Source organism: Streptomyces sp. NPDC057623 (assembly GCF_042800355.1).
Lineage (GTDB): Bacteria > Actinomycetota > Actinomycetes > Streptomycetales > Streptomycetaceae > Streptomyces.
Genome location: NZ_JBHVGZ010000010.1, coordinates 18,086 through 44,189, shown reverse-complemented (window position 1 = coordinate 44,189; position 26,104 = coordinate 18,086). Strand labels below are relative to the sequence as shown.

29 protein-coding genes and 2 pseudogenes are annotated in these 26,104 nt (G+C 72.5%); 15 read left to right on the top strand and 16 right to left on the bottom strand.

Annotated features, from left to right (window positions below):
* Positions 1 to 173: 173 nt before the first annotated feature.
* Positions 174 to 1,187 (top strand): glutathione S-transferase family protein, encoded by a 1,014-nt coding sequence (locus tag ACFU95_RS13330; protein ID WP_383826185.1) that lies wholly within the window; start codon positions 174 to 176, stop codon positions 1,185 to 1,187.
* A gap of 22 nt (positions 1,188 to 1,209) precedes the next feature.
* The gene (locus ACFU95_RS13325; RefSeq protein WP_383826183.1) at positions 1,210 to 1,521 is read left to right on the top strand and encodes a DUF4235 domain-containing protein; all 312 of its coding nucleotides are present in this window, start codon (positions 1,210 to 1,212) and stop codon (positions 1,519 to 1,521) included.
* A gap of 28 nt (positions 1,522 to 1,549) precedes the next feature.
* On the opposite strand, the gene ACFU95_RS13320 is transcribed toward ACFU95_RS13325, so the two are convergent.
* The 3 genes from ACFU95_RS13320 to ACFU95_RS13310 form a co-directional block, all read right to left on the bottom strand.
* Entirely contained in the window at positions 1,550 to 1,942 is a 393-nt protein-coding gene (locus ACFU95_RS13320) for a VOC family protein (protein ID WP_383826182.1), read from the bottom strand.
* A gap of 79 nt (positions 1,943 to 2,021) precedes the next feature.
* Positions 2,022 to 2,486 (bottom strand): pyridoxamine 5'-phosphate oxidase family protein, encoded by a 465-nt coding sequence (locus ACFU95_RS13315; RefSeq protein ID WP_383826179.1) that lies wholly within the window; start codon positions 2,484 to 2,486, stop codon positions 2,022 to 2,024.
* Positions 2,483 to 3,274, bottom strand: a complete 792-nt coding sequence (locus tag ACFU95_RS13310) for a TetR/AcrR family transcriptional regulator (protein ID WP_383826176.1) — start codon at positions 3,272 to 3,274, stop codon at positions 2,483 to 2,485. The genes ACFU95_RS13315 and ACFU95_RS13310 overlap by 4 nt, the downstream gene beginning before the upstream one ends.
* A gap of 139 nt (positions 3,275 to 3,413) precedes the next feature.
* Here ACFU95_RS13310 and ACFU95_RS13305 point away from each other — a divergent pair, with 139 nt between their 5' ends.
* Positions 3,414 to 4,916, top strand: a complete 1,503-nt coding sequence (locus tag ACFU95_RS13305; protein WP_383826173.1) for an APC family permease — start codon at positions 3,414 to 3,416, stop codon at positions 4,914 to 4,916.
* Between the two features lie 21 nt (positions 4,917 to 4,937).
* Entirely contained in the window at positions 4,938 to 6,572 is a 1,635-nt protein-coding gene (locus ACFU95_RS13300; RefSeq protein WP_383826170.1) for an amidohydrolase, read from the top strand.
* Between the two features lie 23 nt (positions 6,573 to 6,595).
* Here the strand turns inward: ACFU95_RS13300 and ACFU95_RS13295 are convergent, their stop codons facing one another.
* Positions 6,596 to 7,564, bottom strand: a complete 969-nt coding sequence (locus ACFU95_RS13295) for a GlxA family transcriptional regulator (RefSeq protein ID WP_383826167.1) — start codon at positions 7,562 to 7,564, stop codon at positions 6,596 to 6,598.
* A 71-nt stretch (positions 7,565 to 7,635) separates the two neighbouring features.
* Between ACFU95_RS13295 and ACFU95_RS13290 the strand changes: the two genes are divergently transcribed.
* The gene (locus ACFU95_RS13290; protein ID WP_383826164.1) at positions 7,636 to 8,586 is read left to right on the top strand and encodes an NADP-dependent oxidoreductase; all 951 of its coding nucleotides are present in this window, start codon (positions 7,636 to 7,638) and stop codon (positions 8,584 to 8,586) included.
* A gap of 21 nt (positions 8,587 to 8,607) precedes the next feature.
* On the opposite strand, the gene ACFU95_RS13285 is transcribed toward ACFU95_RS13290, so the two are convergent.
* Complete coding sequence (locus ACFU95_RS13285) at positions 8,608 to 9,714, bottom strand: NAD(P)-dependent alcohol dehydrogenase (RefSeq protein WP_383826162.1); 1,107 nt, start codon at positions 9,712 to 9,714, stop codon at positions 8,608 to 8,610.
* Between the two features lie 25 nt (positions 9,715 to 9,739).
* Entirely contained in the window at positions 9,740 to 11,191 is a 1,452-nt protein-coding gene (locus tag ACFU95_RS13280) for an aldehyde dehydrogenase family protein (protein ID WP_383826160.1), read from the bottom strand.
* 103 nt (positions 11,192 to 11,294) lie between these two features.
* Here ACFU95_RS13280 and ACFU95_RS13275 point away from each other — a divergent pair, with 103 nt between their 5' ends.
* Together ACFU95_RS13275 and ACFU95_RS13270 are read left to right on the top strand one after the other, a co-directional pair.
* Positions 11,295 to 11,732 carry a MarR family winged helix-turn-helix transcriptional regulator gene (locus ACFU95_RS13275; protein WP_383826157.1) on the top strand — a complete coding sequence of 146 codons (438 nt, stop codon included), beginning with the start codon at positions 11,295 to 11,297 and terminating at the stop codon, positions 11,730 to 11,732.
* A 164-nt stretch (positions 11,733 to 11,896) separates the two neighbouring features.
* Positions 11,897 to 12,277 (top strand): anti-sigma factor antagonist, encoded by a 381-nt coding sequence (locus tag ACFU95_RS13270; protein WP_383826154.1) that lies wholly within the window; start codon positions 11,897 to 11,899, stop codon positions 12,275 to 12,277.
* 33 nt (positions 12,278 to 12,310) lie between these two features.
* Here the strand turns inward: ACFU95_RS13270 and ACFU95_RS13265 are convergent, their stop codons facing one another.
* Positions 12,311 to 13,264, bottom strand: coding sequence for a ribose-phosphate diphosphokinase (locus tag ACFU95_RS13265; RefSeq protein WP_383826152.1), 954 nt, complete (start codon positions 13,262 to 13,264; stop codon positions 12,311 to 12,313).
* A gap of 179 nt (positions 13,265 to 13,443) precedes the next feature.
* On the opposite strand from ACFU95_RS13265, the gene ACFU95_RS13260 reads away from it, so the two are divergent.
* Positions 13,444 to 14,106, top strand: a complete 663-nt coding sequence (locus tag ACFU95_RS13260) for a DUF4230 domain-containing protein (protein ID WP_383826150.1) — start codon at positions 13,444 to 13,446, stop codon at positions 14,104 to 14,106.
* Between the two features lie 21 nt (positions 14,107 to 14,127).
* Here ACFU95_RS13260 and ACFU95_RS13255 read toward each other — a convergent pair whose 3' ends face one another.
* Genes ACFU95_RS13255 through ACFU95_RS13230 form a run of 6 tightly spaced genes read right to left on the bottom strand, consistent with a single transcriptional unit; the run spans position 14,128 to position 17,858 of the window.
* Positions 14,128 to 15,888 carry a complex I subunit 5 family protein gene (locus ACFU95_RS13255; protein ID WP_383826149.1) on the bottom strand — a complete coding sequence of 587 codons (1,761 nt, stop codon included), beginning with the start codon at positions 15,886 to 15,888 and terminating at the stop codon, positions 14,128 to 14,130.
* Entirely contained in the window at positions 15,888 to 16,235 is a 348-nt protein-coding gene (locus ACFU95_RS13250; RefSeq protein WP_383826146.1) for a sodium:proton antiporter, read from the bottom strand. The genes ACFU95_RS13255 and ACFU95_RS13250 overlap by 1 nt, the downstream gene beginning before the upstream one ends.
* A 10-nt stretch (positions 16,236 to 16,245) precedes the next feature.
* The gene (locus ACFU95_RS13245; protein WP_383826542.1) at positions 16,246 to 16,986 is read right to left on the bottom strand and encodes an MnhB domain-containing protein; all 741 of its coding nucleotides are present in this window, start codon (positions 16,984 to 16,986) and stop codon (positions 16,246 to 16,248) included.
* Positions 16,983 to 17,234 (bottom strand): Na(+)/H(+) antiporter subunit B, encoded by a 252-nt coding sequence (locus tag ACFU95_RS13240; RefSeq protein WP_383826144.1) that lies wholly within the window; start codon positions 17,232 to 17,234, stop codon positions 16,983 to 16,985. The genes ACFU95_RS13245 and ACFU95_RS13240 overlap by 4 nt, the downstream gene beginning before the upstream one ends.
* Positions 17,227 to 17,679, bottom strand: a complete 453-nt coding sequence (locus tag ACFU95_RS13235) for a monovalent cation/H+ antiporter complex subunit F (protein ID WP_383826142.1) — start codon at positions 17,677 to 17,679, stop codon at positions 17,227 to 17,229. The genes ACFU95_RS13240 and ACFU95_RS13235 overlap by 8 nt, the downstream gene beginning before the upstream one ends.
* A complete protein-coding gene (locus ACFU95_RS13230; protein ID WP_383826139.1) occupies positions 17,676 to 17,858 on the bottom strand; it encodes a hypothetical protein in 183 nt (60 codons plus the stop codon). Before ACFU95_RS13230 ends, ACFU95_RS13235 begins: the two co-directional genes overlap by 4 nt.
* A gap of 505 nt (positions 17,859 to 18,363) precedes the next feature.
* Between ACFU95_RS13230 and ACFU95_RS13225 the strand changes: the two genes are divergently transcribed.
* Positions 18,364 to 18,825 (top strand): VanZ family protein, encoded by a 462-nt coding sequence (locus ACFU95_RS13225; RefSeq protein WP_383826539.1) that lies wholly within the window; start codon positions 18,364 to 18,366, stop codon positions 18,823 to 18,825.
* Here ACFU95_RS13225 and ACFU95_RS13220 read toward each other — a convergent pair.
* Positions 18,822 to 19,598: a sulfite exporter TauE/SafE family protein gene (locus ACFU95_RS13220; protein WP_383826136.1), complete on the bottom strand. Its 777-nt coding sequence runs from the start codon at positions 19,596 to 19,598 to the stop codon at positions 18,822 to 18,824. The genes ACFU95_RS13225 and ACFU95_RS13220 overlap by 4 nt on opposite strands.
* 93 nt (positions 19,599 to 19,691) lie before the next feature.
* On the opposite strand from ACFU95_RS13220, the pseudogene ACFU95_RS13215 reads away from it, so the two are divergent.
* A pseudogene (locus ACFU95_RS13215) lies at positions 19,692 to 19,978 on the top strand (family 16 glycosylhydrolase); the annotation flags it as partial.
* Positions 19,979 to 20,064: 86 nt separating this feature from the next.
* Here the strand turns inward: ACFU95_RS13215 and ACFU95_RS13210 are convergent.
* Complete coding sequence (locus ACFU95_RS13210; RefSeq protein ID WP_383826134.1) at positions 20,065 to 20,301, bottom strand: hypothetical protein; 237 nt, start codon at positions 20,299 to 20,301, stop codon at positions 20,065 to 20,067.
* A gap of 166 nt (positions 20,302 to 20,467) precedes the next feature.
* Between ACFU95_RS13210 and ACFU95_RS13205 the strand changes: the two genes are divergently transcribed.
* From ACFU95_RS13205 to ACFU95_RS13185, 5 genes and pseudogenes are all read left to right on the top strand, one after another.
* A complete protein-coding gene (locus ACFU95_RS13205; protein ID WP_383826131.1) occupies positions 20,468 to 21,514 on the top strand; it encodes a PHP domain-containing protein in 1,047 nt (348 codons plus the stop codon).
* Between the two features lie 54 nt (positions 21,515 to 21,568).
* Positions 21,569 to 22,237, top strand: a complete 669-nt coding sequence (locus tag ACFU95_RS13200; RefSeq protein WP_383826129.1) for an HAD family hydrolase — start codon at positions 21,569 to 21,571, stop codon at positions 22,235 to 22,237.
* 50 nt (positions 22,238 to 22,287) lie between these two features.
* Positions 22,288 to 23,454: pseudogene (locus tag ACFU95_RS13195) on the top strand (aromatic acid exporter family protein).
* A 291-nt stretch (positions 23,455 to 23,745) separates the two neighbouring features.
* Positions 23,746 to 24,708, top strand: coding sequence for an SDR family NAD(P)-dependent oxidoreductase (locus tag ACFU95_RS13190; protein WP_383826126.1), 963 nt, complete (start codon positions 23,746 to 23,748; stop codon positions 24,706 to 24,708).
* Positions 24,709 to 24,789: 81 nt separating this feature from the next.
* Positions 24,790 to 25,818, top strand: coding sequence for an SDR family oxidoreductase (locus ACFU95_RS13185; RefSeq protein ID WP_383826123.1), 1,029 nt, complete (start codon positions 24,790 to 24,792; stop codon positions 25,816 to 25,818).
* On the opposite strand, the gene ACFU95_RS13180 is transcribed toward ACFU95_RS13185, so the two are convergent.
* On the bottom strand, positions 25,819 to 26,058 hold the full coding sequence (locus tag ACFU95_RS13180) for a hypothetical protein (RefSeq protein ID WP_383826121.1): 240 nt from the start codon (positions 26,056 to 26,058) through the stop codon (positions 25,819 to 25,821).
* Positions 26,059 to 26,104 lie beyond the last annotated feature (46 nt).

The window sequence follows — 26,104 nt, the reverse complement described above, 5'->3', positions numbered from 1 at the left end:
GCTGGTGGTGCTGCTCGTTTTCCCCCGACTGCCCCGGTCGATCCGGCTCACACCGTGCGGTCGGCGGAAAACGGGGGACTCGGTGGGATCAGGAACCGGAGCGAACCCGGGCACGAGCGAGCGCGGGGCGCAAAGACGTACGCCGGAGATGTCCGGCGGAGAGGAGTCGGGTCATGAGCGGCGGGGGCAACACCGCCTACGGGAGGAAGTCGTTCCAACGGTCCAAGGCCCACTTCGCGGACCGGATCACCGCGGACGGCCGGGACGGCTGGCCGGTGGAGGCCGGCCGCTACCGTCTGGTGGTCAGCCGTGCCTGTCCGTGGGCGAGCAGGGCGGTGGTGTCCCGTCGGCTGCTCGGTCTGGAGGACGCCCTGCCCCTCGCGATCGCCGACCCGCTCCAGGACGACCGCAGCTGGCGCTTCACGCTGGACCCCGGCGACCGCGATCCGGTGCTCGGCATCCGCTTCCTCAGCGAGGCGTACGACCGCAGGGAGGCCGACTACCCGGGCGGTGTCAGCGTGCCCGCGATCGTGGACGTGCCCAGCGGCAGGCTCGTCACCAACGACTACCAGCGGATCACGCTCGACCTCGCCACCGAGTGGACGGCGCTGCACCGCGAGGGGGCGCCCGACCTCTACCCCGGTCCGCTGCGGGACGAGATCGACGCCGTGCTGGCGGACGTCTTCGAGGACGTCAACAACGGGGTGTACCGGGCGGGCTTCGCCACCGGCCAGGAGGAGTACGAGGCGGCGTGCACGCGTCTCTTCCGGCGGTTGGAGCTGCTGGCCGGGCGACTGGCCGGGCAGCGCTATCTGGTCGGCGACACGATCACCGAGGCGGACATCCGGCTGTTCACCACCCTGGTCCGCTTCGACGCCGTCTATCACGGCCATTTCAAGTGCAACCGCTGGAAGTTGACGGAACATCAGGTGCTGTGGGCGTACGCCCGCGACCTCTACCAGACGCCCGGGTTCGGTGACACCGTCGACTTCGACCACATCAAACGGCACTACTACCAGGTGCACAGCGGCATCAACCCGACCGGCATCGTGCCCCTCGGGCCGGACCTGTCGGGCTGGCCGACCCCGCACCACCGTGACGAGCTGGGCGGCAGGCCGTTCGGCGACGGGACGCCGCCCGGGCCGGTTCCGGATGCCGAGCGGGTCCCGGCGCACGGACGGCCCTGACCGACGAAGGAGGCACAGGCACATGGCCAAGAAGAACAAGCAGAAGAAGGCGAAGCTCCCCCTCGCCTACAAGCCGTTGGGATTCGCCCTCGGCTGGGCGAGCGGCGCGCTGGCGGGGCTCGCCTTCCGCAAGACCTGGATGGCGATACGGCACGAGGAGGACGCCCCCGACGCCCTGGACCAGGACCGCGGCTGGGGGGAGATCCTGCTGGCGGCCGCGGTCCAGGGCGCCCTCTTCGCGATGGCGCGCAGCCTGGCGGACCGCACCGGCGCCAAGGCGATCGAGCGCTCGACGGGGGTGTGGCCGGTCAGCGAGAAGGGCGGCCGGGACTGAGCCGCCGCCCCTGCGGCACCGGCGGGGTTCAGCCCTGCTTCGGTGCCGTGGGGGCCATGCGGTGCAGGGTGAAGGAGTGGCCGGCCGGGTCGGCGTAGCCGCGTTCCTCGTAGGGGCCGGCCGCGTCCTTGGTCTCCAGGGCGCGGCCGCCCAGCCCGACGATCCTGCGCTCCGCCTCGTCCAGGTCCTGAACCACGAAGTCCAGGTGGGCCTGGAGGGAGTTCTCGGGGCGCGGCCAGCTCGGCGGCGTCGCGTTCATGTCGCGCCGGAACGCCAGCCGGGTGCCGTCGGCGCCCCTGATCTCCACGCGGTTGGCGGTCGCGTCGGTCTGCTCGCCGTCCAGCAGTTCCGTGTAGAACACGGCGAGTTTCTCCGGCTCGGCACAGTCGAGCACCACGAAACCCGCTGTCACCAGTGGCATGACTCCTCCGAAGGGTCAGGGGCGCGAGACGGTCCTGCCCCGCCGCCCTGTCCCTGACGGGTGTCCCGGCCAGGGCGTTTCAGTCCGCCACCAGCCACTCCCCGTCCTTCATCAGCTCCCGCCCGGCGATCTCGTCAGCCTCACGCCAGGCCTGCACCCGCTGCGGACGGACGCGGAAGTACAGGTAGGGCGTGGCGAGTCGGCGGGGGTCGAAGCCGATTTCGGCCGCGAACCGGTCGGCCTCCTCCTCGGGGAGCTGAGCGGGGGCGATCGCCTCGACCGAGCCCTCGATCATGACGACGTCACGGGTCGGCCCGATGCCCAGGCGCGCCCGGCCGGTCAGCCTCAGGTTCCGGCCCGTCGGGCTGTCGGCCGGCGTGGCCAGCAGCAGGGTCGAACCGTCCCAGAGGAAGGACAGCGGGACGAGATACGGGATGCCCCCGTCGACCTCGGCCGTGGCGACCCACACGTCCTCGTCGTGCTCCAGTCGGTCCAGGGTGTCCTGCTTGCGCTGCTTGGCGGGGCGTGCGGGCGGGCGGGTCATCTGCGGACTGCCTCCTGTCGCGGCAACTGTCGACGGACGTGCCCAGTGTGCCGGTCGGGGCCGCGCCCGGTCCCGGGTTCGCGCTCCCGGCTTTCCGCGAGCCGCGCCGCCGCCGCGCTCAGCAGCAGGTCCAGGACGGCCGGATAGGAACTGCGCGCCATGTCCGCCACGAGATGGCGGGCCGTCGCGGCGATGTGCGGGTGGGTGTCGGCGGACAGGCGCGCGTACGTCGCCCGCCAGACGGCCGCCTCCGCCTCCCGCGCGGCCTTCGGCATCGCCGCGCTCGCCGAGTCGAGGGCGCCGTGGGCGAGGGCCTGGTCCACGAAGGCGTGGTAGATCCGCACGGCCTCGGTGTCGGGGAAACCCGCCTCGCGCAGCACGCCGAGAATGGTCTCGACGGCCTGGATCTCGTACACCCGTCCGGTCACCCGGTACGAGCTGAGCACGGCCGCCCGGGGGTGCGCTAGGGCCCCGGCGTGCATACGCAGGCCGAGATCCCGCAGGTCGGCGCGCCAGTCGCCGGTGGGGCGCCAGGTGCGCAGGGTACAGCCGATGAGTTCGTCGGCGATGGCGAGCATCAGGTCGTCGGTGTGCCGGAAGTAGCGGTAGAGCGAGCTGGGGTCGGCGCCGAGCGCGCGGCCGAGGCGGCGCACCGAGAGCGCGTCGGTGCCGTGTTCCTCGATGAGCCTGAGGGCCGTCTCGACGATCAGTGCCTCGGACAGGACGACGCCCTGCTTGGTGGGGCGCCTGCGCCGGCGGGCGGCGGGCGGGACGACACGCTCGCTCATGGACTGCCTCCCATGGACTGCCTCCCTCGGTCCGGTGCCCCGCACCTTATGACAACACCGTTGACCTGTTAACCCTCCGGACAGTTTCATGTGCCGTCATCGGGGCCGTCCAGGCCCCCGGTGCGAGCGGAGACAGGCCATGTCCGACCAGCCCCTGAGCGTCGATCCGGCGGCGCAGCCCGCGCTGCGCAAGTCCCTCGGTGTCCTGGACGGCATCGCCATCGCCGCGTCCAGCACGGCCGCGACCACGAGCATCGGCATCGGTCTCGGGGTCACGGCGGGGGTGGTCGGCCTGCATCTGCCGGCGATCATGCTGCTGGCGTTCCTGCCGGTCCTGGGTATCGCGGGCGCCTACTCCCGGCTCAACAAGGTCGAGCCCAACGCGGGCAACGGATACGTGTGGGTGGGCCGTTCGCTCACGCCGTGGCTGGGCTTCATGGTGGGCTGGGTGAACATCGTCGCCGTGGTGGCGTTCCTCGCGTACACCACGGCCGTCACCGGCTCGGCCCTGCTCCAACTCGCCGGTGACGCGGGGCTGCACCGGGTGGGCGGCCTGGCGCTGGACCCGGGCTCGACCGCGCAGACGACGGCGGTCGGCATCCTGGTCCTGGTCGCGGTCACGCTGACCGCCGTGACCGGGATCCGCACCGCCGCGCGCCTCCAGGCCGGGCTGCTGGTCTTCGAGTACGTCGTCCTGCTGGGCTTTTGCGGGTACGGCATCGTCACCGGGCCGCACGACTTCAGCCTGAGCTGGTTCGACCCGTTCGCGATCCCGTCGGCGACGGCGCTCGCGCAGGGCCTGCTGCTGTCGGTGTTCTGCTACTGGGGCTTCGAGTCGGCGTTCAGCGTGAACGAGGAGGTCCGCGACCCGCGCGACGCCTCCCGGGCCGGGATCATCACCCTGTGCACCATGCTGGGGCTGTTCCTGCTCGGTTCGATCGCCTTCCAACGCGTCCTGTCGGAGCAGGAGTTGGCCGGACACGGCGCCGAGGGTCTGGCCTTCTTCGGTGAGCGGCTGGCGTCCCAGCCGTGGGCGGCGCTCCCGCTGGTCGCCCTGATGTTCTCGGCGGTCGCCTCGCTCCAGGCCGGGGTGATCCCGACGGCCCGGGCGATGTTCGCGATGAGCCGCGACCGTACGCTCGGGCCGGTCTGGTCCAAGGTCAGCCCCCGGTACGGGACTCCGGCCGCCGGCACCGTGCTCATCGGCGTACTGGCGGCGTTCGTCGCGGCGCTCGCGCTGGCCATCCCCCGCCTCGCCGACATGATCATGGCGACGGTGAGCGCCGTGGGCATCGTGGTCGCGCTCTCCTACGCCCTCACGGCCATCGCGGCCGCGGTGCGCTTCCGCTCGCTGCTGCGCGAGGACTGGCGGGAGGGCATACGGGCGGTGGTGTTCCCCGCGCTGAGCGCGGCGGCCCTGCTCGGCCTCGGCGGCTACCTGGGCTGGTCGTTCTACACGTCCGCCGACCACTTCGAGGTCAGCGCGGACAACGGTTGGTTCCTGCTGGCCACCCCGCTGGCGATGATCGCGTCGGGCTTCGTGGCCGCCGTGTGGGCCAAGTGGGTGCGCAGGTCACCGTACTTCCGCACCGGCAGGGGCACCGACGCCGACGCACCCCAGCTCCTCGCCACGTCCCGATAACCCCCTACCAGGAAACGGAACATGCACGCAGATCTGCTCTTCACAGGCGGCCCCGTCCTCACTCCCGAGGGCCGCACCGCGACGGCCGTGGCCGTCACCGGCGACCGCGTCACGGCCGTAGGGCGGGAGGAGGTGCATGATCTCGCCGGTCCGCGGACGGAGGTGGTGGACCTCGCCGGGCGGCTGCTGCTGCCCGGGTTCCAGGACGCGCACGTCCATCCGGTCCCGGCCGGGCTGGAGCTCTCCCAGTGCGATCTGACCGGGGCGAGGACGGCCGACGAGACCCTCGCGGCGGTGCGGGCGTACGCCGACGCGCACCCCGAGCGGGAGTGGATCACGGGCGGCGGCTGGTCGATGGAGGCCTTCGAGGGCGGTACGCCGACGAAGGAACTGCTGGACGCGGTGGCGCCGGACCGGCCGGTCTATCTGCCCAACCGCGACCATCACGGCGCCTGGGTGAACAGCCGTGCCCTCGCGCTCGCTGGCATCACCCGCGACACGCCCGACCCGGCCGACGGGCGGATCGACCGGGACGCCTCGGGTGAGCCGAGCGGGACCTTGCAGGAGGGGGCGATGCAGCTGGTGGGGCGGCTCACCCCGGCGGCGACACCGGCCGACCGGGTGGCGGCCCTGCTGCACGCCCAGCGGCATCTGCACGCGCTCGGCATCACCGCCTGGCAGGACGCGCTGGTCGGGGACTTCCTCGGCATGGACGACCCGTCGCAGGCGTATCTGGCCGCCGCGCGGGACGGCTCGCTCACCGCCCGTGTCGTCGGCGCGCTGTGGTGGGACCGCGAGCGGGGCGCCGAGCAGATTCCCGAACTGGTCGAGCGGCGGGCCGCGTTGAGTCACGGGCGGTTCCGCGCGGGCAGCGTGAAGCTGATGCTGGACGGCGTCGCCGAGACCGGAACGGCGGCGCTGCTGGATCCCTACCTCGACAAGTGCGGCTGCGCCACGGCCAACCGGGGCACCAGCTTCATCGACGCCGGGCAACTACCCAAGTACGTCACCGAGTTGGACGCGCTCGGCTTCCAGTGCCACTTCCACGCCCTGGGCGACCGGGCCGTACGCGACGCGCTGGACGCGGTCGAGGCCGCGCGCGCCGCGAACGGGCCGAGCGACACGCGGCCCCACCTGGCCCATCTCCAGGTCGTCCAGCCCGCCGACGTGCCGCGCTTCTCCCGGCTGGGGGCGACGGCGAACATCCAGCCGCTGTGGGCCGCGCACGAACCGCAGATGGACGAGCTGACCATTCCGTTCCTGGGGCCCGAACGGGCCGCGTGGCAGTACCCGTTCGGCGCGCTGCTGCGTTCCGGCGCCCGGCTCGCGGCGGGCAGCGACTGGCCGGTGAGCAGCCCCGATCCGCTCCAGGGGATCCATGTGGCGGTCAACCGTGTGACCCCGGACGGCGACGGCGCTCCGGTGTTCCTGCCCGGCGAACGCATCACACTCGCCGAGGCGTTGACCGCCTACACGGCGGGCTCGGCGTATGTGAACCACCTCGACGACACGGGCGAGGTGCGCGCCGGGGCGCTCGCGGATCTCGTGGTCCTGGACCGCGATCCGTTCGACGGGCCGGTGGAGGCGATCGCCGAGGCGCGGGTGTCCCTCACCTACGTCGGGGGCGCGCGCGTGTACGCGGCCGCGCGGGCGTGAGAAGTCCGCGGATCACCGGCCGGTCACCGCGCGGCCGCCTGGAACGTACGGCGGTACGCCTGTGGTGACACCCCGATCGCGGCGTGCAGATGCTGGCGCAGGGAGGCTCCCGTGGCGAAGCCGACCTGGCCGGCGATCCGGTCCACCGACAGATCGCTGGACTCCAGCAGATGCCGGGCGCGGGCGACGCGCTGCTGGATCAGCCAGCGGCCGGGGCTGAGGCCGACCTCGTCGTGGAAGCGGCGGGCGAAGGTGCGCAGGCTCATCCGGGCGTGGGCGGCGAGGTCGGCCAGCGTGAGGGGTTCGTCGAGGCGGTCCAGGGCCCAGGCGCGGGTGGCGGCGGTGCTCGCGGCACCGCTCTCCGGCACCGGCTGCTCGATGTACTGGGCCTGGCCGCCGTCCCGGAACGGCGGCACGACACAGCGCCGGGCCACCGCGTTGGCCAGCTCGTGGCCGTGGTCGACGCGGACGATGTGCAGGCAGACGTCGACTCCGGAGGCCGCGCCGGCCGAGGTGAGCATCCTGCCGTCGTGGACGAAGAGGACGTCCGGGTCCAGGTCGACCCGCGGGTAGCGGCGCCGGAACGCCTCGGTCGACTGCCAGTGCGTGGTGGCCCTGCGGCCGTCCAGGAGCCCGGCCGCGGCGAGGACGAAGGCGGCGGTGCAGATCGACACGATCCGCGCGTCCGGGCGGATCAGCGCGAGCGCGGCGGCGACCTCAGGGGGCAGCTCCGCGGGGATGTGCGGGGGCGAGATGGAGGCGACCACCACGGTGTCGGCGGTGGCGAGGATCTTTGGGCCGTACTGGACGCCGATCGTGAAGTCCGCGTTGCTCTGCACCGGCCGGCCGTCGACGCTGCAGGTCAGCACCTCGTACCGGCCGTCGGCCGCGCCGAAGATCCGGCTGGGGATGCCCAGCTCGAAGGGATAGACGCCGTCCAGGGCCAGTACCACAACCCGTTGCACCTGTCGTTCACCTCGTCCACCACGCATGGCACGATCCTATCGAAGGTTGGCCATCGTGCCATTTTCCTGCGCTGCGGGCCCCGGCAGGCTGGTTGACCATGAGCACTGTGAACACGATGCGAGCCATCAGCCAGGACGTCCTCGGCGGTCCCGAGGTTTTGAAGGAAGTGGAACTGGAGCGCCCCACGCCGCGCCCGAACGAGGTGCTGGTCCGGGTACGGGCCGCCGGCGTCAACCCGACCGACTGGAAGCACCGCGCGAGCGGCGGTTTCCTGGGCGAGCCGCCCTTCGTCCTGGGCTGGGACGTCTCCGGCGTGGTCGAGGCGGTCGGCATCGGCGTCGCCCGGTTCCAGCCCGGCGACGAGGTCTTCGGGATGCTGTCCTACCCGTTCGGCCATGGCTCGCACGCCGAGTACGTCACCGCGCCGGCCCGCACCTTCGCGCACAAGCCGGCCTCGATCGACCACACCCAGGCGGGCGCGCTTCCGCTGGTGTCCCTCACCGCCTGGCAGGCCCTGGTGGAGTACGCCGACGTGCGGCCGGGACAGCGGGTGCTGGTCCACGCGGCCGCCGGCGGGGTCGGGCATGTGGCCGTGCAGATCGCGAAGGCACGGGGCGCGTATGTGATCGGCACCGCGAGCGCGGGCAAGCACGAGTTCCTGCGGGGCCTCGGCGCGGACGAGGTGATCGACTACCGGGAGACGGACTTCACCGAGGCCGTCAAGGACGTCGATGTCGTGCTGGACACGCTCGGCGGCGAGATCTCCACGCGCTCGCTCCGCGTGCTGAGGCCCGGCGGCCTCGTCGTGTCGATCCTTCCGGTGGGTTCGGACGACTTCGACACGGAGGCCGAGCGGCTCGGCGTCCGGGCGCTGCGGATGCTGGTCGACGCCTCGCACAGCGGTATGAAGGCGATCGCGGAGCTGGTGGAGGCGGGGAAGCTGCGCCCCGCGATCGCCGGCACCTTCCCGTTGGCCGATGCCGCCGAGGCACACAGGCTCGGCGACACCGGCCGGACCACGGGGAAGCTGGTCCTCACGGTCGGCTGAGGTCGACCGGGTCGACCGGGGTCAGAAGGTCAGCACGGGCTTGATCGCCTTGCCCGCGCCCATGTCCCGCACCGCCTGGTCGATCTCCGTGAAGGGGTAGGTGCTGATCAGGCGGTGCAGCGGGAGCCGCCCTTCCTTCACCAGCCGGACCAGGGCGGGGATGAAGTCCTGCGTCTCGGCGTCGCCGAGGGTGAGGCCGACGACCTGCTTGCCGCCGAGCAACCCGTTGACGTCCAGGGCGACTTCGGTACCGAAGGGCGGGGCGCCCACGACGACCAGGGTGCCGCGGGCGGCGAGCGCGTCGACGCCCTGGCGCAGGACGCCGACGTTGCCCGTGGTCTCGACGACGCCGTCGGCGCCCTGTCCGCCGGTGATCCCGGCGAGCGCCTCGCCGAGGTCGGCCTCGGCCGCGTTGACGGTGTGGGTGGCGCCCAGCTCCTTTGCCAGGGCCAGGCGTTCGCCGACCCGGTCGACGGCGATGATGTGGGTGGCGGGGGTCAGGGCGGCGGCCATGACGGCCGACAGGCCGACCGCTCCGGCGCCGAGGACGACGACCGTGCTGCCGGTGACCGGCTTCAGTACGTTCCAGACGGCGCCGACCCCGGTCTGCACACCGCAGCCCAGCGGGGCGATCGAGGTGAGCGGCACCTCCGGGTCGACCTTCACCAGGCTGCGCTCGTCCACCAGCGCCCGCTCGGCGAAGGAGGACTGCCCGAAGAAGTGACCGCCGAGGTCCTCGCCGTCCCGGCTGATCGTGCCGGTGCCGTCGGCCCGGCGGCCGCCGATGAGGTTCAGCGGCAGCCAGGTCGCGCAGTACGCCGGGTGCCCGCCGCGGCAGTTGCGGCAGTCACCGCAGGAGGTGAAGGACAGCACGACGTGGTCGCCCGGGGCGACGCCGGTCACGGCGGGGCCGACGGCCTCGACGACGCCCGCGCCCTCGTGGCCGAGGACGCCGGGCAGGGGGAAGGGCAGTCCGCCGCTCGCCACGCCGAGGTCCGTGTGACACAGGCCGGTCGCCACCATGCGGACGACGGCCTCGTGCGGTCCGGGCTCGGCGAGCTCGACGTCGGAGAGGGTGAAGGGCGCTCCGCCGGACTCGACGACGGCGGCGCGGGTGGGGATGGACATCGCGGGAACTCCTTGACGGGGGCGCTCAGTCGAGCGAGACGACGACGGACTTGGTCGTGGTGTAGGCGTCGAGCGCCTCGGGACCGTACTCGCGGCCGAAGCCGGAGTCCTTGACGCCGCCGAAGGGGACCGCGGGGTCGAGCATCGCCCAGTCGTTGACCCAGACGATGCCGGCGGCCAGCCGGTCGGCGACGCGGTGGGCTCGGGCCAGGTTGCCGGTCTGGACACCCGAGGCCAGTCCGTACGGCGTGGAGTTGGCGAGCTCGACGGCCTCGTCCTCGGAGTCGAAGGGCTGGACGGTGAGGACCGGGCCGAAGATCTCCTCCTGGATGACGCGGGAGTCGTTCGGCAGGTCGGCGATGACGGTGGGCTTGTAGTAGTAGCCGCCGTCCAGGTCGAGCCGCTCGCCGCCGCAGACGATGCGGCCGCCTTCCTTGCGGGCCAGGTCGACGTACTCCTCGACCTTGCGCAGGTGCCGCTCCCCCGCCATCGGGCCGATCACAGTCTCGGGCTTGCGCGGGTCGCCGAGCGGCACGCCGGGCACCGCGTCGCCGAGGATGCCGAGCAGGGTGCTGTAGACGGGGCGCGCCACCAGCAGCCGCGGGCCGCCCATGCAGAACTGCCCGGTGTTGAAGACGAAGCCCTTGATGATCGCGCCGACCGCCTTCTCCAGGTCGGCGTCCTCGAAGACGACGTGGGCCGCGTTGCCGCCGAGCTCCATCGTGACGGGCTTGAGCGACTCGCCGGCGATGCCCGCGACCTTCCTGCCGACCCCGGTCGAGCCGGTGAAGGCGACCTTGTCCACCCCGGCGTTCCGCAGCAGCGCCTCGCCGGCCGCGGGGCCGCCGGTGACGACGTTGACCACACCGTCGGGGACACCTGCCCGCTTGAAGAGGTCGGCCATGTAGAGGGCGCTGAGCGGGGTCTCCTCGGCCGGCTTGTGCACGATCGTGTTGCCTGCCGCGAGCGCCGGGGCGATCTTCGAGCCCGCCAGGATCAGCGGGAAGTTGTACGGCGTGATCGCCGCGACCACGCCGAGCGGCCGGCGCCGGACGTAGGCGAGGGCGTTCATGGGGGTGTCGCGGACCGAGCCGTCCAGGGAGTGGGCGAGGGCGGCGAAGTGCTCGTAGTCGTTGGCCGCGTTGGTCACGTCGACGGCATGGGCGAGCGTGATCGGCTTGCCCACGTCACGGCTCTCCAGTTCGGCGAGGGTGTCCGCGTTCTCCCTGATCAGTTCGGCGACCCGGTGCAGTACCCGGCCCCGCTCGCGGCCGCTCAGCCCGGACCAGGCGCCGTCGTCGAAGGCGTCCCGCGCGGCGCGCACGGCCGCGTCCACGTCGGCGGTACCGGCGTCCGCGACGGTGGTGAGGACCGCACCACGCGACGGGTCGACCACCTCGGTGCGGGAGCCGTCGGCGGCCTCGCGCCACTGGCCCCCGATGAACAACCGACCCGGTTCGATCTCGTAGGTGGTCATCGCCACTCCCCAGCTCCATCGCCAAGTTTTCAACCAACAGGATTCCTGTTGGTCCGCAGTCTCTTTACAGACAGGTTTCCTGTCAATGCTCTAGGCTGAACTCATGCTCGGCACCCAGGCAACCAAGGCAGCTCCGTCGCTTCTCTACATGGTGAAGCAGGTGGAGCTGGTCGTGCGCTCCCACCTCGATGAGCTGGTCAAGCCGTCCGGGATCACCGCACTGCAGTACACGGCGCTCACCGTCCTGGAGCGGCACGACGGCCTGTCGGCGGCCCAGCTGGCCCGCGACTCGTTCGTGACGGCCCAGTCGATCGCCGATCTCGTACGGTCGCTGGAGAGCCGCGGACTGGTGCGCCGGGAGCGCAATCCACGCAACCGCCGGGAGCTGCTGATCCTGCTGACGGACACCGCCCGCGAGCTGCTGGCGCGCCACGCGGGGCCGGTACGGGAGCTGGAGGAGCGGATGGTGCGGGACCTCACGGCACACCAGGCCGAGCAGTTTCGCCAGGCGCTTTCCCGGGCCTGGCACGCACTGTCGTAGCCACGACCCGCCCATCTCACGCATCCCCCGCGAAGCCTCTGTCGCAATTCGAAGACATATGTCAATCGAACATGCTCAAATTCGCTCGTTCGAGGGTAACTTGCAGTGCGAGGACTGGATTTGAGCAGCCCGCCGCAAGTGAGCAGGTTGGAGGCGATGTCGTCGTGCAGCAGGATCCTGCGCCGTTCAGCCGGCATCTGCGCGTCCACCGGCACCGGGGTCACACGGTGCTGGAGTTCCGCGGTGAGATCGACATCTCGGCGGCGGTGGAGATAGCCCCGTACCTGGACCGGGTGACGGCCCACCCCGACGCCAGGCTCGTGATCGACCTCAGGCACGTCGAGTTCTTCGACTGCTCCGGACTGCGCCTGCTCTACCGGGCCCGCGGCCGGGTGCTCGACCATGGCGGGCGGTTACACCTGGTCTGCACCCAGCCGCTCACCCTGCGCGTCCTGAAGATCACCGGCCTGTCCCGGCTGCTGCCTCCGCATCCGACGCCGGACGCGGCCCTGAACCAGCCGGAGGCCACGTCCGGCACGCTATGAGGCTCCGGCGAGCCCTCCTTCGCCGAACCCCGTCTATTCGGTCCCCGGCGCGTCGAACAGGGCACTGACGGACTCCCCGTTGTGAATGCGGCGCACGGCCTCGGCGAGCGCCGGCGCGATGGACAGGACGCGCAGCTTCTCGGTGCGCTCCTCCGCGGGGACCGGCACGGTGTTGGTGCACACGATCTCCAGTACGTCGGGCTGCTCGCCGATCCGCTTCAGCGCGCCGGCCGCGAACAGCCCGTGCGTACAGGCGACGCGGATCGAGCGCGGCCCCATCTCCCGCAGCCGGTCCAGGAGTTCGAGGACGGTGCTGCCCTTGGCGATCTCGTCGTCCAGGACGATGACGTCCCGCCCGGTCACCTCGCCGATGACGGAGCTGATGCTGACCCGGTCGTCGGCGAACCGCTGTTTGGCCCCGGCGGCCACCTGGGCGCCGATCATCCGCGCGAACGCGGCGGCCTCCTTGGCGTTTCCGAGGTCGGGCGAGACGACGGTCGTACGGGAGAGGTCGTACTGCCGGAAGTGCGCGGCCAGCTCCCGCAGCGCGTGCAGGTGGTCGACCGGCACCGTGAAGAAGCCGTGCACCTGAGGGGCGTGCAGGGTCATGGCGAGGACGCGGCTCGCACCGGCCGCCACCATGAGGTCGGCGACGAGGCGCCCCCCGAGGGAGATGCGGGGCGCGTCCTTCTTGTCGGAGCGGGCGTAGGAGTAGTGCGGCATGACGACGGTGATCCGGCGGGCGGACGCCCCGCGGGCGGCGTCGCACATCAGCAGCAGTTCGACGAGGTGTTCCTGGACGGGCCGGACCAGGGGCTGGATCAGGTAGACGTCCCGTTCGCGGCAGTTGGCCTGGAGCTGCACCTCCAGGCAGTCGTTGGCGAACCGGCTGACCCGGGTGGGGCTGAGCGGCACCCCCAGGTGAGCGCAGACCTCCGCCGCCAGTTCGGGATGGGCACTACCGCTGAACACGGCGATCTCTCGCACGATCCGCTCCTCGCATGATCATTCCGGGTGGCGCACTCATGCTACTGACGTCAGCAGAAACGTTGCGGCTCACACTGTTTCCCTCAGCGGCCCGGTCAGCGGGGGGGCAATCGGTCAACAGACAGGTCTGGCAAGGGATTTGGGGGTACTTGGTTGAAGAGGGAAGGAGGAACGTCGCCATGACGACTTCCGTCAAGCGTGTCAGCAAGCGCATGCCCGGCTGGGCGAAGGTGGTGAGCGCCCTGATCCTGGTGCTCGTCGTCTTCTTCGCCGGGATCCGGCTCAGCGTGATCCCCGGCCTCAAGGACCTGTTCGGCACCGAGACCAACGACCGTTCGGGTCCGGCACTGCTCCAGTCCATCCAGGACATGAGCCGCTACGACGCCGCCTCCGGCAACTTCCAGATCGTCGTGGATCTGGAGAAGGACGCCAAGTTCCTGCCCGACGCGATCCGCGGCACCCGCACGCTGTACGTCGGCGCGGGCACCGTGGACGCCTATGTCGACCTCGGCAAGGTCGGCGAGGACGACGTCACGGTCAACGACGACCGTACGTCCGCCACGCTCCGCCTGCCGCACGCCGCCCTGGGCAAACCGGCCCTGGACCCGGACCGCTCCTACGCCGTCTCCAAGGAGCGCGGTCTCCTCGACCGCCTCGGCGATCTCTTCTCGGACAACCCGAACAGCGAACAGGCCGTGCAGCAGCTGGCGGTCCGGCACATCGGCGACGCGGCCAAGGAGAGCCGGCTGACGGCACGCGCCGAGACCAACACCACCGACATGCTCGAAGGCCTGCTGCACTCCCTCGGCTTCAAGGAGGTGAAGGTGACGTACGGGACCTGACGCTCCGGGACCCCGGCGAAGCTACGACAGCAGCCCCGGCAGGGCCGGCGCGCCGAGCAGCGTGGCGCCCACCAGCACCCAGGCCACGTAGTCCCCGACGTGCCCGGACTGAAGGCGCCGCAGCGGACGTGCCCCCGCCGGGGCGGCCAACAGCCCCGGACGGGTGACGGCCGTGGCCGCGAGACCCAGGGCCAGCGCGGTCGAGGTGAGATCCAGGAGCACACCGGCCGGGCTCCAGTGCGGTGCGGGCACCACGGCACCGCCGGACCCGGCCTCGTTGACGGCGTGGGCCACGACCTCGCCGAAGCCGGGGGCCACGCCGACGGCGAGCGCGCCCGCGAGCAGCACGGCGGGGACAGCGGTCATGGTGTCGGGGACCCGGCGGAGCCGGTGCCGGGTCTCGGGGCGCTCACCGGCGCCGGTCGTCTCGTAGTCGGTGCCGTCCTCGGGTGCCGGGCCGAGCCCGAGGAACACGCGTGCGGCCACCCGCAGTACGGCCCCGGCGGTGACCGCGCTCGCTGCGACGTACAGCACGACGAGCGGGCCGCCCACGGCCTCCTCCGTGACCGCCTTCCCGAACCCCGTGCCGAAGGGCGGGAGTCCGGCGAGTGCGAGGCCGGACACGGCGAACAGTACGGCGACGCCCCGCAGTTCGCGGGCCCGGCCGTGCAGCGCGTGCTCGTCGACCGTGCCGTACCGGTCGAGGAGGATGCCCGTGCAGGCGAACAGGGCTGCCTTCACGCCGGCGTGCCCGAGGACGTACAGCGCGACCCCGTCGTCGGCCTGCGGGGTCAGTACGCCGACACCGATCAGGAACAGCCCGGTGTGGGCGACCGTCGAGTAGGCCAGCAGCCGTTTGATGTGCCGCTGGTACCAGCACATGACCGCGCCGAGCACCGCTGTCACCGCGCCGAGCGCGAGGAGTACCCGCTCCAGGTCGGCGGCCGGGATGCCGCCGGGCCCGGCGAAGACGGTCCCGTACACGCGCCAGACGCCGTACACGCCGAGTTCGACCATGACGCCCGACAGCAGCATGCAGACGGGCGTGGGCGCGACGGCGTGGGCGTCCGGGAGCCAGAAGTGGAAGGGCACGGCGGCGGCCTTGACCAGCAGGCCGGTGAGGACGAGGACGAAGGCGGCGAGGACCAGCGCGTCCGGCGGCCCGTGCGCGTCGAGGCCACGGCCGATCTGCGTCATGGTGAGCTCGCCGGTGCGGGCGTAGAGGAGCCCGATGCCCATCAGCATGGCGTACGCGCCCAGGGAGGTGACGACCCCGAAGGTCAGCGCGCCCTGTACGGCCTTGGCCTCCTCGACCCGGGTGCCGGTCAGCGCGTAGGCGACGACGCTCATCAGCTCGAACCACACGAACGCGTTGAACAAGTCGCCCGCGATCGCGAATCCGCACATGCCGGCCTGGCAGAGCAGTATCAGCGCGGGGAACGAACCGGCGTGCCGGCGCGGGGGTTCCTCGAAGTAGTGCCAGGAGTACGCCAGGGCCGCGAGGGTCAGCAGGGAGGCGAGGGCCGCCATGCCGAGCCCGGCCGCGTCCCCGACCAGGACGATGCCGACGCTGCGGCCGTCGACCGGGGTCCAGCCGCCGACCCATTCGACCATCGGCGGCGAGGAGTTCAGCGACAGCACGATCGCGAGCCCGGCCGTGCCCGCCGAGACGGCGCGGCCCACCGACTCGGCGAGGACGCGGGGCACCCGGCGGCCACCGGCGACCAGGAGCGCGGCCCCGAGCAGCGGTACGGCGACGAGCAGCGGCAGCAGGTCGTTCATCAGCCGCGCAGCTCGGTCAGTTCGTCGGGGTCGACCGTGCCGTGCCGCTTGGAGACCTGGATGACGAGCGCGAGCAGCAGGGCGGTGACGGTGGCGCCGACGACGACGTCCGTCAGGGCGAGTGCCTGGACGACGGGGTCGACGACGGGGCGTGAGCCGGGCTCGATGTCGGAGAAGACGGGCGCGGTGGCGTCGTCGCGGTAGCCGACGGCCAGCAGCAGGACATAGGTGGCGGACTGGCAGACGGACAGACAGCCGACGGCGTGGATCAGATTGCGGCTGCTGGCGAGGCCGTAGCAGCCGACCAGGAAGATCCATACGGCGACGAGGTACGGCAGGACGTCCATCACGGCGCTCTCACTTCCCGCTCTCCTCCTCGATCTCGACGGCCTGGTCCAGGAAGCGGGCGAGCAGCACGACGGCCGCGCAGGCGACCTCCATGCCGATGGCCGCGTTCAGCAGCGGCACGGTGCCGCCGGAGGACAGGGTGTTGAACGTGCCGTACGGCAGCAGGGTGTTGGCCAGGAAGGCCGTACCGCCGATGAGACCCGCGAGGCCGGTGACGACGTAGGCCGCGGCCGACACGGCGTCGCCGACCTCGTACAGACCGACCGGGCGGACGCGTTCCAGGGCGCGGTAGTCGGCGCCGAGGTAGAACAGGTGCAGGGCGGTCGCGGCGACGACGCCGCCCTGGAAGCCGCCCCCGGGGCTGAGCTGGCCGTGCGCGATGACGTACAGGCCGGTGGCCAGGGCGATCGGCAGGACGATCAGGGCGTAGCGGCGTACGGGCGGGGCCACGTCGGCGGGTTCGGGGCGGGCGCGGTGCTCGTCGCGGGTCTGCCGCAGCAGGACGACACAGCCGACGACGGCCGCGAACAGGATGGTCATCTCGCCGAGGGTGTCGAAGGCGCGTTGGTCGAAGTTGACGGAGGCGAGGGTGTTGGCGGTGTGCCGGGCGAGGGACTCACGGACCGCGCGGTCGCCGTACGGATGGCTTGCGCCGCCGAAGTCCGGCAGCCGCAGGCAGGCGGCGACGAGGAGCACGGCGAGGCCGGCGCCGCCGACGAGGACGAGCCCGAGCCGGGTGCGCGGGCTTATCGCTCACGCCCCTTGCGCCGCTTGACCTTGCGGACCGCGAGGAGCAGCAGCAGCGGGGTGAGTGCGCCGCCGACGGCCAGCTGCGACAGTGCGACGTCCGGTGCCTGCACCGCGGTGAACAGCACGGCGAGGACGACTCCGAGCACGGCCAGGACGAGGGCCTGGCGCACGGGGTCGCGGACCAGTACGGCCGCGGTCGCGGAGCCGGCGACCAGCAGCAGCGCGACGACGATGACCGCGTCAGCCACCGCGTACCCCCGCGATGCCGCCGGACAGCGCGCGGGAGGCGATGACGTTCCCGCCGATCAGCAGGGCGCCGACGAGGAGGAGCTTCGCCATCGCCCGGCCCGGCCCGACCGCCACGCACAGGGTCAGCACCACGGCCGCGGCGAGTGTCGCGGCGACCCAGGTGACGCCCCGGGCGCGGGGCGGGTCGTCGGCGATTTCGTCGGTCAGCAGGCGGGCGAAGACGAGGGTGCCGACGGGGCCGAGCAGGGCGAGGACGAGGGCCAGGTCGACATACGACGGGCGGTCGTATCCCTGGGCGAGCAGAAGCAGTCCGGGGCAGGCCAGCGCGGTGGACAGGTTCTGGGCCACGGCCCGGCGGCGCAGCGGTCCGGTGGCGACGCCCCAGAGGGTGGCGCCCAGTCCCGCGCCGAGTACGACGGTCGCCGCGAGGAGCCAGCCGTTCATCGTCCGGCCACCGCCCGGCGGGCGGCGACGGCCGCGAGCGCGGCCACACCGGCGACGCCCGCACCGACGGCGAGCTCCAGCGCGTCCACGGCGCTGATGAGGACCAGCCACAGCATGGCGAGCGCGGCCCACCAGGCCAGGAACTCGGCTGTGGCGAGCAGCGTCGGACGCCGGTCCATGCTGCGCCACCTCCATGGGTCAGATGTCCGTTTCTTCCGTTCCGCGTCATCCAAACACCGCCTCGGGCGACAGGAGTGGCGGCGCGCGGGCCTCCGCCCGGAGTGCCCCGACGGCGTGAAGGGAAACCGCGGCCCGGCCGGGAGCGGGCGGCACATGGTGGGTATCTCGACGCGGTACCGGGGTAATCGGCTTAGCACGAAGGGAAGTTGAAGACTGGAGGACCGCATGGGCCGTGGAACCTCACGTTCGCGCGCCGCGTTGCACCCTGGCACTCCCAAGTCCGCAGGCGCCGCCAAGACGTCGGGGGGTGGCAGGTCGGCGGGCGGAGGCAAGTCGGCCACCCGCTGGACGTCCGCCGCCCGCTGGACGTCCGCCACCGGCTGGACGTCCCGCCGCACCGCCAAGTCCGGGGGCGGTCCGAAGTCCCGGGGCGGCGGCAAGTCCGGGCGCGCGGCCAAGTCCGGGGGCGGGACCGGGCACGCCTCGCGCCCCGGGCGGCATCCCCTGCGCTTCCTCGCCCGCCTTCTGGCGATGGTGTGCGCCTTCGCGTTCATGGTCGCCTTCGCCGTGGTCCTGGCGAAGCTCACCCTGCAGCCCTCCCCCGCGTCGGAGGCCCTGACGCACACCAACCTGCGGCCGGGCCGCTCGCTACGGGCCTATCTGGACCAGCCCGAACTGCGCGACGCCGTGCGGCAGATCGGAGGCAATCTGCTGCTGGGCGTGCCGTTCGGCATCCTGGTTCCCGTCGTCGCCCCGAAGACGCGCGGCGTCCTGCGGGTGCTCCTGCTGACGGCGACCGTCATGCTCCTCGTCGAGTTCGCCCAGGGCGCCATGGTCACGGGGCGCGCCTTCGACATCGACGACGTCATCCTCAACACCACCGGGGCCCTCATCGGATACCTCCTGCTGGGACGGCGGCTGAGCCGCGCGGTGCACGCCCGTGGGCCGCGCCCCGAGAAGACCTAGCGCAGGACCAACTGGACGATGGCCACCGTGCCGACGACCACGATGAACGCGCGCAGCACGGCAGGGCGCAGCCGACGGCCCGCCGTGGCCCCGAGATGGCCGCCGACCGCGGACCCGACCGCGAGGAGGGCCACGGCCGTCCAGTCGAAGTCCGCGACGACGAGGAAGAAGAGGGCGGCGACGGAGTTGACCACGGCGACGAGCACGTTCTTGACCGCGGTGAGGCGTTGCAGGCCGTCGTCGAGGAGCATGCCCATCAGGGCGACGTAGATGATGCCCTGGGCGGCGGAGAAGTAGCCGCCGTACACGCTGGCCAGGGTCAGTCCGACGAGCAGCAGGGGGCCGCCGTCGGGGCGCACGGACCTTCCCTTCCGCGCCCGGCGACCGCGCAGTCTCCTGCTGATCAGCGGCTGGAGGGCGACCAGGACGAGGGCGAGGCCCACCAGGACCGGCACGATCCGCTCGAACGCCGAGGCGGGCAGGGCGAGGAGCAGCGCGGCGCCGGTCAGCCCGCCGAGCAGGGCGCCGGCGCTCCACTTCAGGATGCGGCGGCGCTGGCCCCGCAGTTCCGCGCGGTACCCGATGGCTCCGCTGATCGAGCCCGGGATCAGACCGAGCGCGTTGGAGACGGTGGCGGTGACGGGCGGCAGGCCCGTGGCGAGCAGGACCGGAAACGAGATCAGCGTCCCCGATCCGACGGCGGCGTTGACGGCTCCGGCGGCCGTGCCGGCGCCCAGGATCGCGAGCAGTTCACCGATGTGTGCGGCGTTCATGGCGAGCAGCCTAGGAATACAACAGTTCGGTGGCGGGCGAAGGATGGTGGACGAAGGATGGTGTCGGCCGTGCAGGAGCGCGGCCCGCGTCCCGGCCCGGCCCTCCTCGTCGGGTCCGCCGCGGTCGACTCGTCGAAGTGGCAGATCGAGACCGGCGACAACGTCATGCCAGGGCCATCCGGTGATCACGGCCCGCCGCGAGAACCCCGCCAACTACCAGTGCTGGTACGGCACTTGTCAGTACGCCTCGGCCCGGCTGAACACCGCCGGGAAGTTCAACGCCCAGTACGGCATGTCGAGGCCCGGCTGAAGGTGCCGCGCGGCAGGGCATGTGGCCCGCTTTCTGGATGCTCGGCACGCCGGTCAACTGGCCGGAAAGTGCGTGGACGTGGCCGGGGCGAGCTCCGCCGACGGCACACCAGAGATGGGCCGTCAGAAATGGGCGGTCGGCCGACCCGGACAGGCCCTAGTGGTGGTGCCAGGTGAACTTGTCTCCGCCGACCCAGCGGACCACCTCCGGGTCGTCCAGGTCGTGCACCGTGATACCGAAGGCGGCGGCGTACTCCAGGACGTCGGTGACGGTCTTCGCCTGACCGACGACCATGCCGTCGATCTCCATGATGCGGAACGGAGGCGTACCCGGCTGAACCCCGAGCACCATGATCCGCGGGTGTGACATGTGCGGGCTCGCGATTTCGGTCATGCATAGAGCGTAGAGCGCAACCCGCGTCAACGGTTCCTTCAAGCCGTCGTCCGGCAGCCGCCGACGTCCGGCAGCCGCCGACGTCCGGCAGCCGTGGTGCCCGCCGATTCGCCCGCCCGTCGTGCGGTCCCGGTGCGCCTGGGGAACTCTGGAGGAGGAGGTGGCGATGGACCCCGTCGAGGCCCTGGAGCGGATCGCCTTCCTGCTGGAGCGGGCCCTGGCGCCGACCTACCGCGTCCGCGCGTTCCGCACGGCGGCCGGCGTGCTGGCCGGGCTGCCCGCGGACGAGGTGCGCGAGCGGGCGGAGGCCGGGTCGCTGGAGTCGCTCAAGGGCGTCGGCCCGAAGACGGCCCAGGTGGTCCGCGAGGCACTGGCCGGTGCGACACCGGGCTATCTGGAGAAGCTGGAGGGCGAGGCCGAGGGGTCCGACGGGCCCGGCACCCGGGCCGGCGGGCGGCTGCGGGCACTGCTGCGCGGCGACTGTCATCTGCACTCCGACTGGTCGGACGGCGGCAGCCCGATCGAGGCGATGGGCCGGACCGCGGCGGAGCTCGGCCATGAGTGGGCGGCGCTCACCGACCACTCGCCGCGACTGACCGTGGCCCGTGGCCTCTCGCCCGAGCGACTGCTCCGGCAGCTGGACGTGGTGGCGGAGCTGAACGAGACCTGGGCGCCGTTCCGGCTGCTCACCGGCATAGAGTGCGACATCCTGGAGGACGGCTCGCTGGACCAGGAACCGGAGCTGCTGGACCGTCTGGACGTCGTGGTGGTCTCCGTGCACTCCAAGCTGCGCATGGACGCCCGCGCGATGACCCGGCGCATGGTGACCGCCGTACGCGATCCGCACGCGGACGTGCTGGGGCACTGCACGGGCAGGCTGGTGACCGGGCGGGGGCGGCCCGAGTCGGAGTTCGACGCGGACGAGGTGTTCACCGCGTGCGCCGAGTCGGGCACGGCGGTGGAGATCAACAGCCGTCCGGAGCGGCTGGACCCGCCGCGCCGGCTGCTGCGCCGGGCCGTCGACGCGGGCGTGCTGTTCTCCGTCGACACCGACGCGCACGCGCCCGGCCAGCTGGACTGGCAGATCCTCGGCTGCGCCCGCGCGCAGGAGTGCGGGGTGCCGGCCGAGCGGGTGGTGACCACCTGGGGCATGGAGGAACTGCTGGCGTGGACCCACGAGGGCCGTACGCCGGCCCGAGTGGCGGGCGTCTGACGTGGTACTCGTGCGGAGGCAGCGGGAACGGTCCGCGCGAGGAAGGGGCGGCACATGGAACGGGCGGCCGTGTTCGACGTCGACGGCACCCTCGTCGACACCAACCACCTCCATGTGACGACCTGGTGGGAGGCCTTCCGGCAGGCGGGCCACCGGGTGCCCATGCACGCCGTCCACCGGGCCGTCGGCCTGGGCTCCACCGATCTGATCGCCCACCTCCTCGGGGACGACCGGGACAAGGACCGGGACGCCGAGCTGAGCGCCGCCCACAAGGCCCTGTACGGCCAGTTCTTCGACCGGCTGCCCCCGCTGCGCGACGCGGACCGGCTGCTGCGGCATCTCCACCACGACGGCTGGCGCGTCGTCCTCGCGACCTCGGCCGGGGGCGCGGAGCTGTCCGCGCTGCGCCGGGCGATCTCGGCGGACGAGGCGATCGACGCCACCGCGAGCGCCGACGACGTCGAGGAGGGCAAGCCCGCTCCGGAGCCCGTCGAGCACGCCCTGGAACTGGCCGGGGTGCCCGCCGAGCGCGCGGTCTTCATCGGCGACACCGTGTGGGACATGCGGGCCGGCACCCTGGCCGGGGTGCGCTGTGTGGGCGTCCTGTGCGGCGGCATCCCCCGCGCCGATCTGCTGGACGCGGGCGCGCAGGCGGTCTACGAGGATCCGGCCCACCTGCTGGCGACCCTGGCGGAAAGCCCGCTGGCCGACGTTCTCGCGTGACGGACGGGGTGCGAGGGCCCGCGTACCGGGGCACCCGGGCGGCGGAATCGATACGACAGCGAGAGCTCGGGGGTGCCCGCGTGATCGACACGCTACGGCGGGAGGCGCGCTACGTCGTCGGGGCTGCCGGGGCCGCCTGGCGCGGTCCGGGCCGGGAGCGGGACCTGGTCGTGCAGTCCCTCAAGGCGGCGGGCGCGGCCCTGCTCGCCTGGCTCGTGGGGAGCGTGTGGCTGGGTGATCCGATGGCCCTGATGGCGTCCTGGGCCGCCCTGCTCCTGGTGCAGGCCACCGTGTACAGCTCGCTGCTCCAGGCGGCGCAGCAGTTCGCGGCGATCTGTGCCGGGACCGTGCTGGCGTCGGCCGCGCCGGCGGCCACCGGGAGCACCCTGGGCGCGCCGGCCCTGTCGGTCCCCGTGCTGATGCTGCTGGCCAACTGGCCGCGCTTCGGTGACCAGGGCGTCTTCGGCGCGACCACCGCGCTGTTCACCCTGGCCACGGGCGCCGCCGGGGCGTCCGCCGTCGGGCCGGGTCGGGCAGGCCGCCCTCGGCGCGGTGATCGGGGTGGCCGTCAACGCGCTCGTGCTGCCGCCGGTCCATCTGCGGGACGTACGGGAGAACCTCGCGGCGCCGGCCCGGGAGGCGGGGGACCTGCTGCACACCGTGGCCGCGGATCTGCGGGACACCGAGTGGAACGCGCAGAGCGCGGCCGGCTGGTCGATTGCCGCCGCGCGTCTGGAGCACCGGCTGGAGACACTGCGCTCCGCGCGGCGCTGGAGCCGGGAGAGCCTGCGGCTGACCTCCGGACCGCTGCGCGGGGTCCGCAGGTCGGCCGCGCCGGCGCCGCCGGAGGCGGAGGACGAGCGCTGGAGCCGGGTCACCGGGCACATCAGGGCCCTGACCCGGACCCTGGTCGTCGCGGCCGACGAGGACCGCACGCCGCTGCCACCCCACGGGCCGGCCCTGCACGCGTACGCCCGGCTGCTGGAACTGATCGGCGACGCGTGTCACGCGGAGAGCCGCCGTCTGCGGGGAACGGGCGATGTCTCCGGACCGGACGACGAGGTCGAGGCCGCGATGGCCCGGCTGCACCTGGAGCTGGAGGACGGGCTGCGGGAGCACGCCGGGCAGGGGCGGCCCGGACGACGGTCCTCGGGACCCTGCTGCTCCAGGCCGAGAACGTGTGGAGCGAGACCGTTCCGGCAGGTCAGCGCGGGTGACGCAGATCACCTGGAATCGCCCTACGGACCGGAACACCTCAGGGTAGTTGCCCGTTGAACAACACGTGGGTGTGGATGGGACAGTGTCCCCGGGCCTCACCTTTTGCCCACAGGGACGATCGTTCGGCTGAAGCCCTGTGGAGCCTTTCGCCGAGAGGCGACCGCCATCCGCACCCACCTCTGACCGCCCCGACCGAGATTCCCCCGTCCGGTCGGGGCTTTCTCCTGTCCGGGCGCGCGCTGACGGGTCGGCTTGACTTCGAGAGCACTCCAATTCGTAGCGTTCCCGGCATGAGCACTGCACAGCACAAGATCGGCTCCGGTTTCGGGGCGACCAGCACCGCCGACGACGTCCTGCACGGCATCGACCTGACCGGGAAGCTCGCACTCGTGACCGGCGGCTACTCGGGCCTCGGCCTGGAGACCACCCAGGCCCTCACCGCGGCGGGCGCCCGGGTCGTCGTCCCCGCCCGCCGCCGGGCCGCCGCCGAGGAGGCGCTGGCCGGCCTCACCGGCGTCGAGGTGGACGAGCTGGACCTCGGTGACCTGCGGAGCGTGCGCGGCTTCGCCGAGCGGTTCCTCGACTCGGCACGCACGATCGACATCGTGATCGACAACGCCGGGATCATGGCCTGCCCGCAGACCCGGGTGGGACCCGGCTGGGAGGCCCAGTTCGCGACCAACCACCTCGGTCACTTCGCCCTGGTCAACCGCCTGTGGCCGGCGATCGAACCCGGAGGCGCCCGCGTCGTGTCGGTGTCCTCGCGCGCCCACCACTTCTCCGGCATGCGCTGGGACGACGTCCACTGGCGGAACGGCTACGACAAGTGGGAGGCGTACGGGCAGGCGAAGACGGCGAACGTCCTGTTCGCCGTCCACCTCGACAAGCTCGGCGCCGACCGCGGCGTACGGGCCTTCTCGCTCCACCCCGGCGGCATCCTCACCCCGTTGCAGCGCCACCTCCCCAAGCAGGAGATGGTGGAGCGCGGCTGGATCGACGAGCAGGGCAACCCGCTCAACCCCGAGGGCTTCAAGTCCCCCGCGCAGGGCGCCGCCACACAGGTGTGGGCCGCGACCTCGCCGCAGCTGGACGGCATGGGCGGCGTCTACCTGGAGGACTGCGACATCGCCGGGCCCGCGGCCGACGGCGACGAGCGCGGCGGCGTCAAGGACTGGGCGGTCGACCCGGAGCAGGCGGCGCGGCTGTGGACGCTGTCGGCGGAGCTGACGGGCGTGAACGCGTTCGCCGTGTAGCGCGCCGGGCCCGGAGCGTGCGGGCGCCCCGAAGCGGGGTACTCGGACGCTCCCGTCCCCGCTCTTCGGGAGGAGCCGCAGGTGAGCAGCACAGCGGCCCGCAGGATCGTTGTCACCGGTGCCACGGGCAATGTCGGTACGAGTGTGGTGCGGCTTCTCTCGCAGGACCCGGAGGTCGGCTCCGTCCTGGGGCTGGCCCGCAGGATTCCCGACTGGTCGCCCCCGAAGACGCGGTGGGCGGCGGTCGACCTGGCGTCCGGGCAGGCGGACCCGAGGACCCTGTTCGAGGGCGCTGACGCAGTCATCCATCTGGCCTGGGCGTTCCAGCCCACGCACGATCCGGCGAGGACCTGGCGGACCAATGTGCTGGGCGGGATCCGGGTCTTCGAGGCCGCGGCGGCGGCAAGGGTGCCGACGCTGGTGCACGCGTCGTCGGTCGGCGCGTACTCGCCGGGACCCAAGGAGCAGGCCGTGGACGAGTCGTGGCCGACGCACGGCTGGCCCGACGCCGCGTACTGCCGGGAGAAGGCTTATCTGGAGCGCGCGCTGGACTCCTTCGACCGTGCCCACCCCCGGATGCGGGTGGTGCGGATGCGGCCCGCCTTCCTGTTCAAGCGGGAGTCGGCGAGCGAGCAGCGCCGGATCTTCGGCGGACGCTTCCTGCCAGGACCCCTGGCCCGACCCGAGCTGCTGCCGTTCCTGCCCGACATCCCGGGTCTGCGCGTCCAGGCCCTGCACACGGACGACGCGGCCACGGCGTATCGGCTCGCGGTGCGGTCCGACGTGCGCGGCGCGTTCAACCTGGCGGCCGAGCCCGCGGTGGACGCGGGTCTGCTGGGTGAGCTGCTCGGTGCCCGCCCGGTCCGCCTCCCGCGCCCGGCGGCCCGCTCGGCGATCGCCGCCGCGTGGGGGCTGCATCTGCTGCCCGCCTCACCGCATCTCTTCGACGCGGTCCTCAGGCTGCCGTTGATGGACTGCACACGGGCCCGTACGGAACTGGGCTGGCAGCCGGAGCATACGGCGACCGAGGTGCTGGAGGAGTTCCTGAAGGGCCTCCAGCACGGTGCGGGAGCGCCGACCGAGCCGCTGCGCGGCCGCAAGGTCGGTTGATCACCCGGACGGCTCCTCGGGTGCCGGATGCTCCGGGTGGACCGCGCCCGACGGCTGCGCACCCTGACGGCCCGTACCCGCCTCGTCCGTGTCGGGTACGTCGTCCGCCTCACCGGCGTCGTCCGCGGGCTCGACCGGCACCTCCCACGGGTCCTCTCCCCCGTTCGCCTGCTGGTCCGGCAGATCCCGCGGTACCGGCTCGCCCGTGTGTCCCGGCGCCTCGTGACGGTCGTCGGCCATGGTGCACCTCCTTCGCGTCGTCCAAGGTCAGGGCACCGCGAGTACC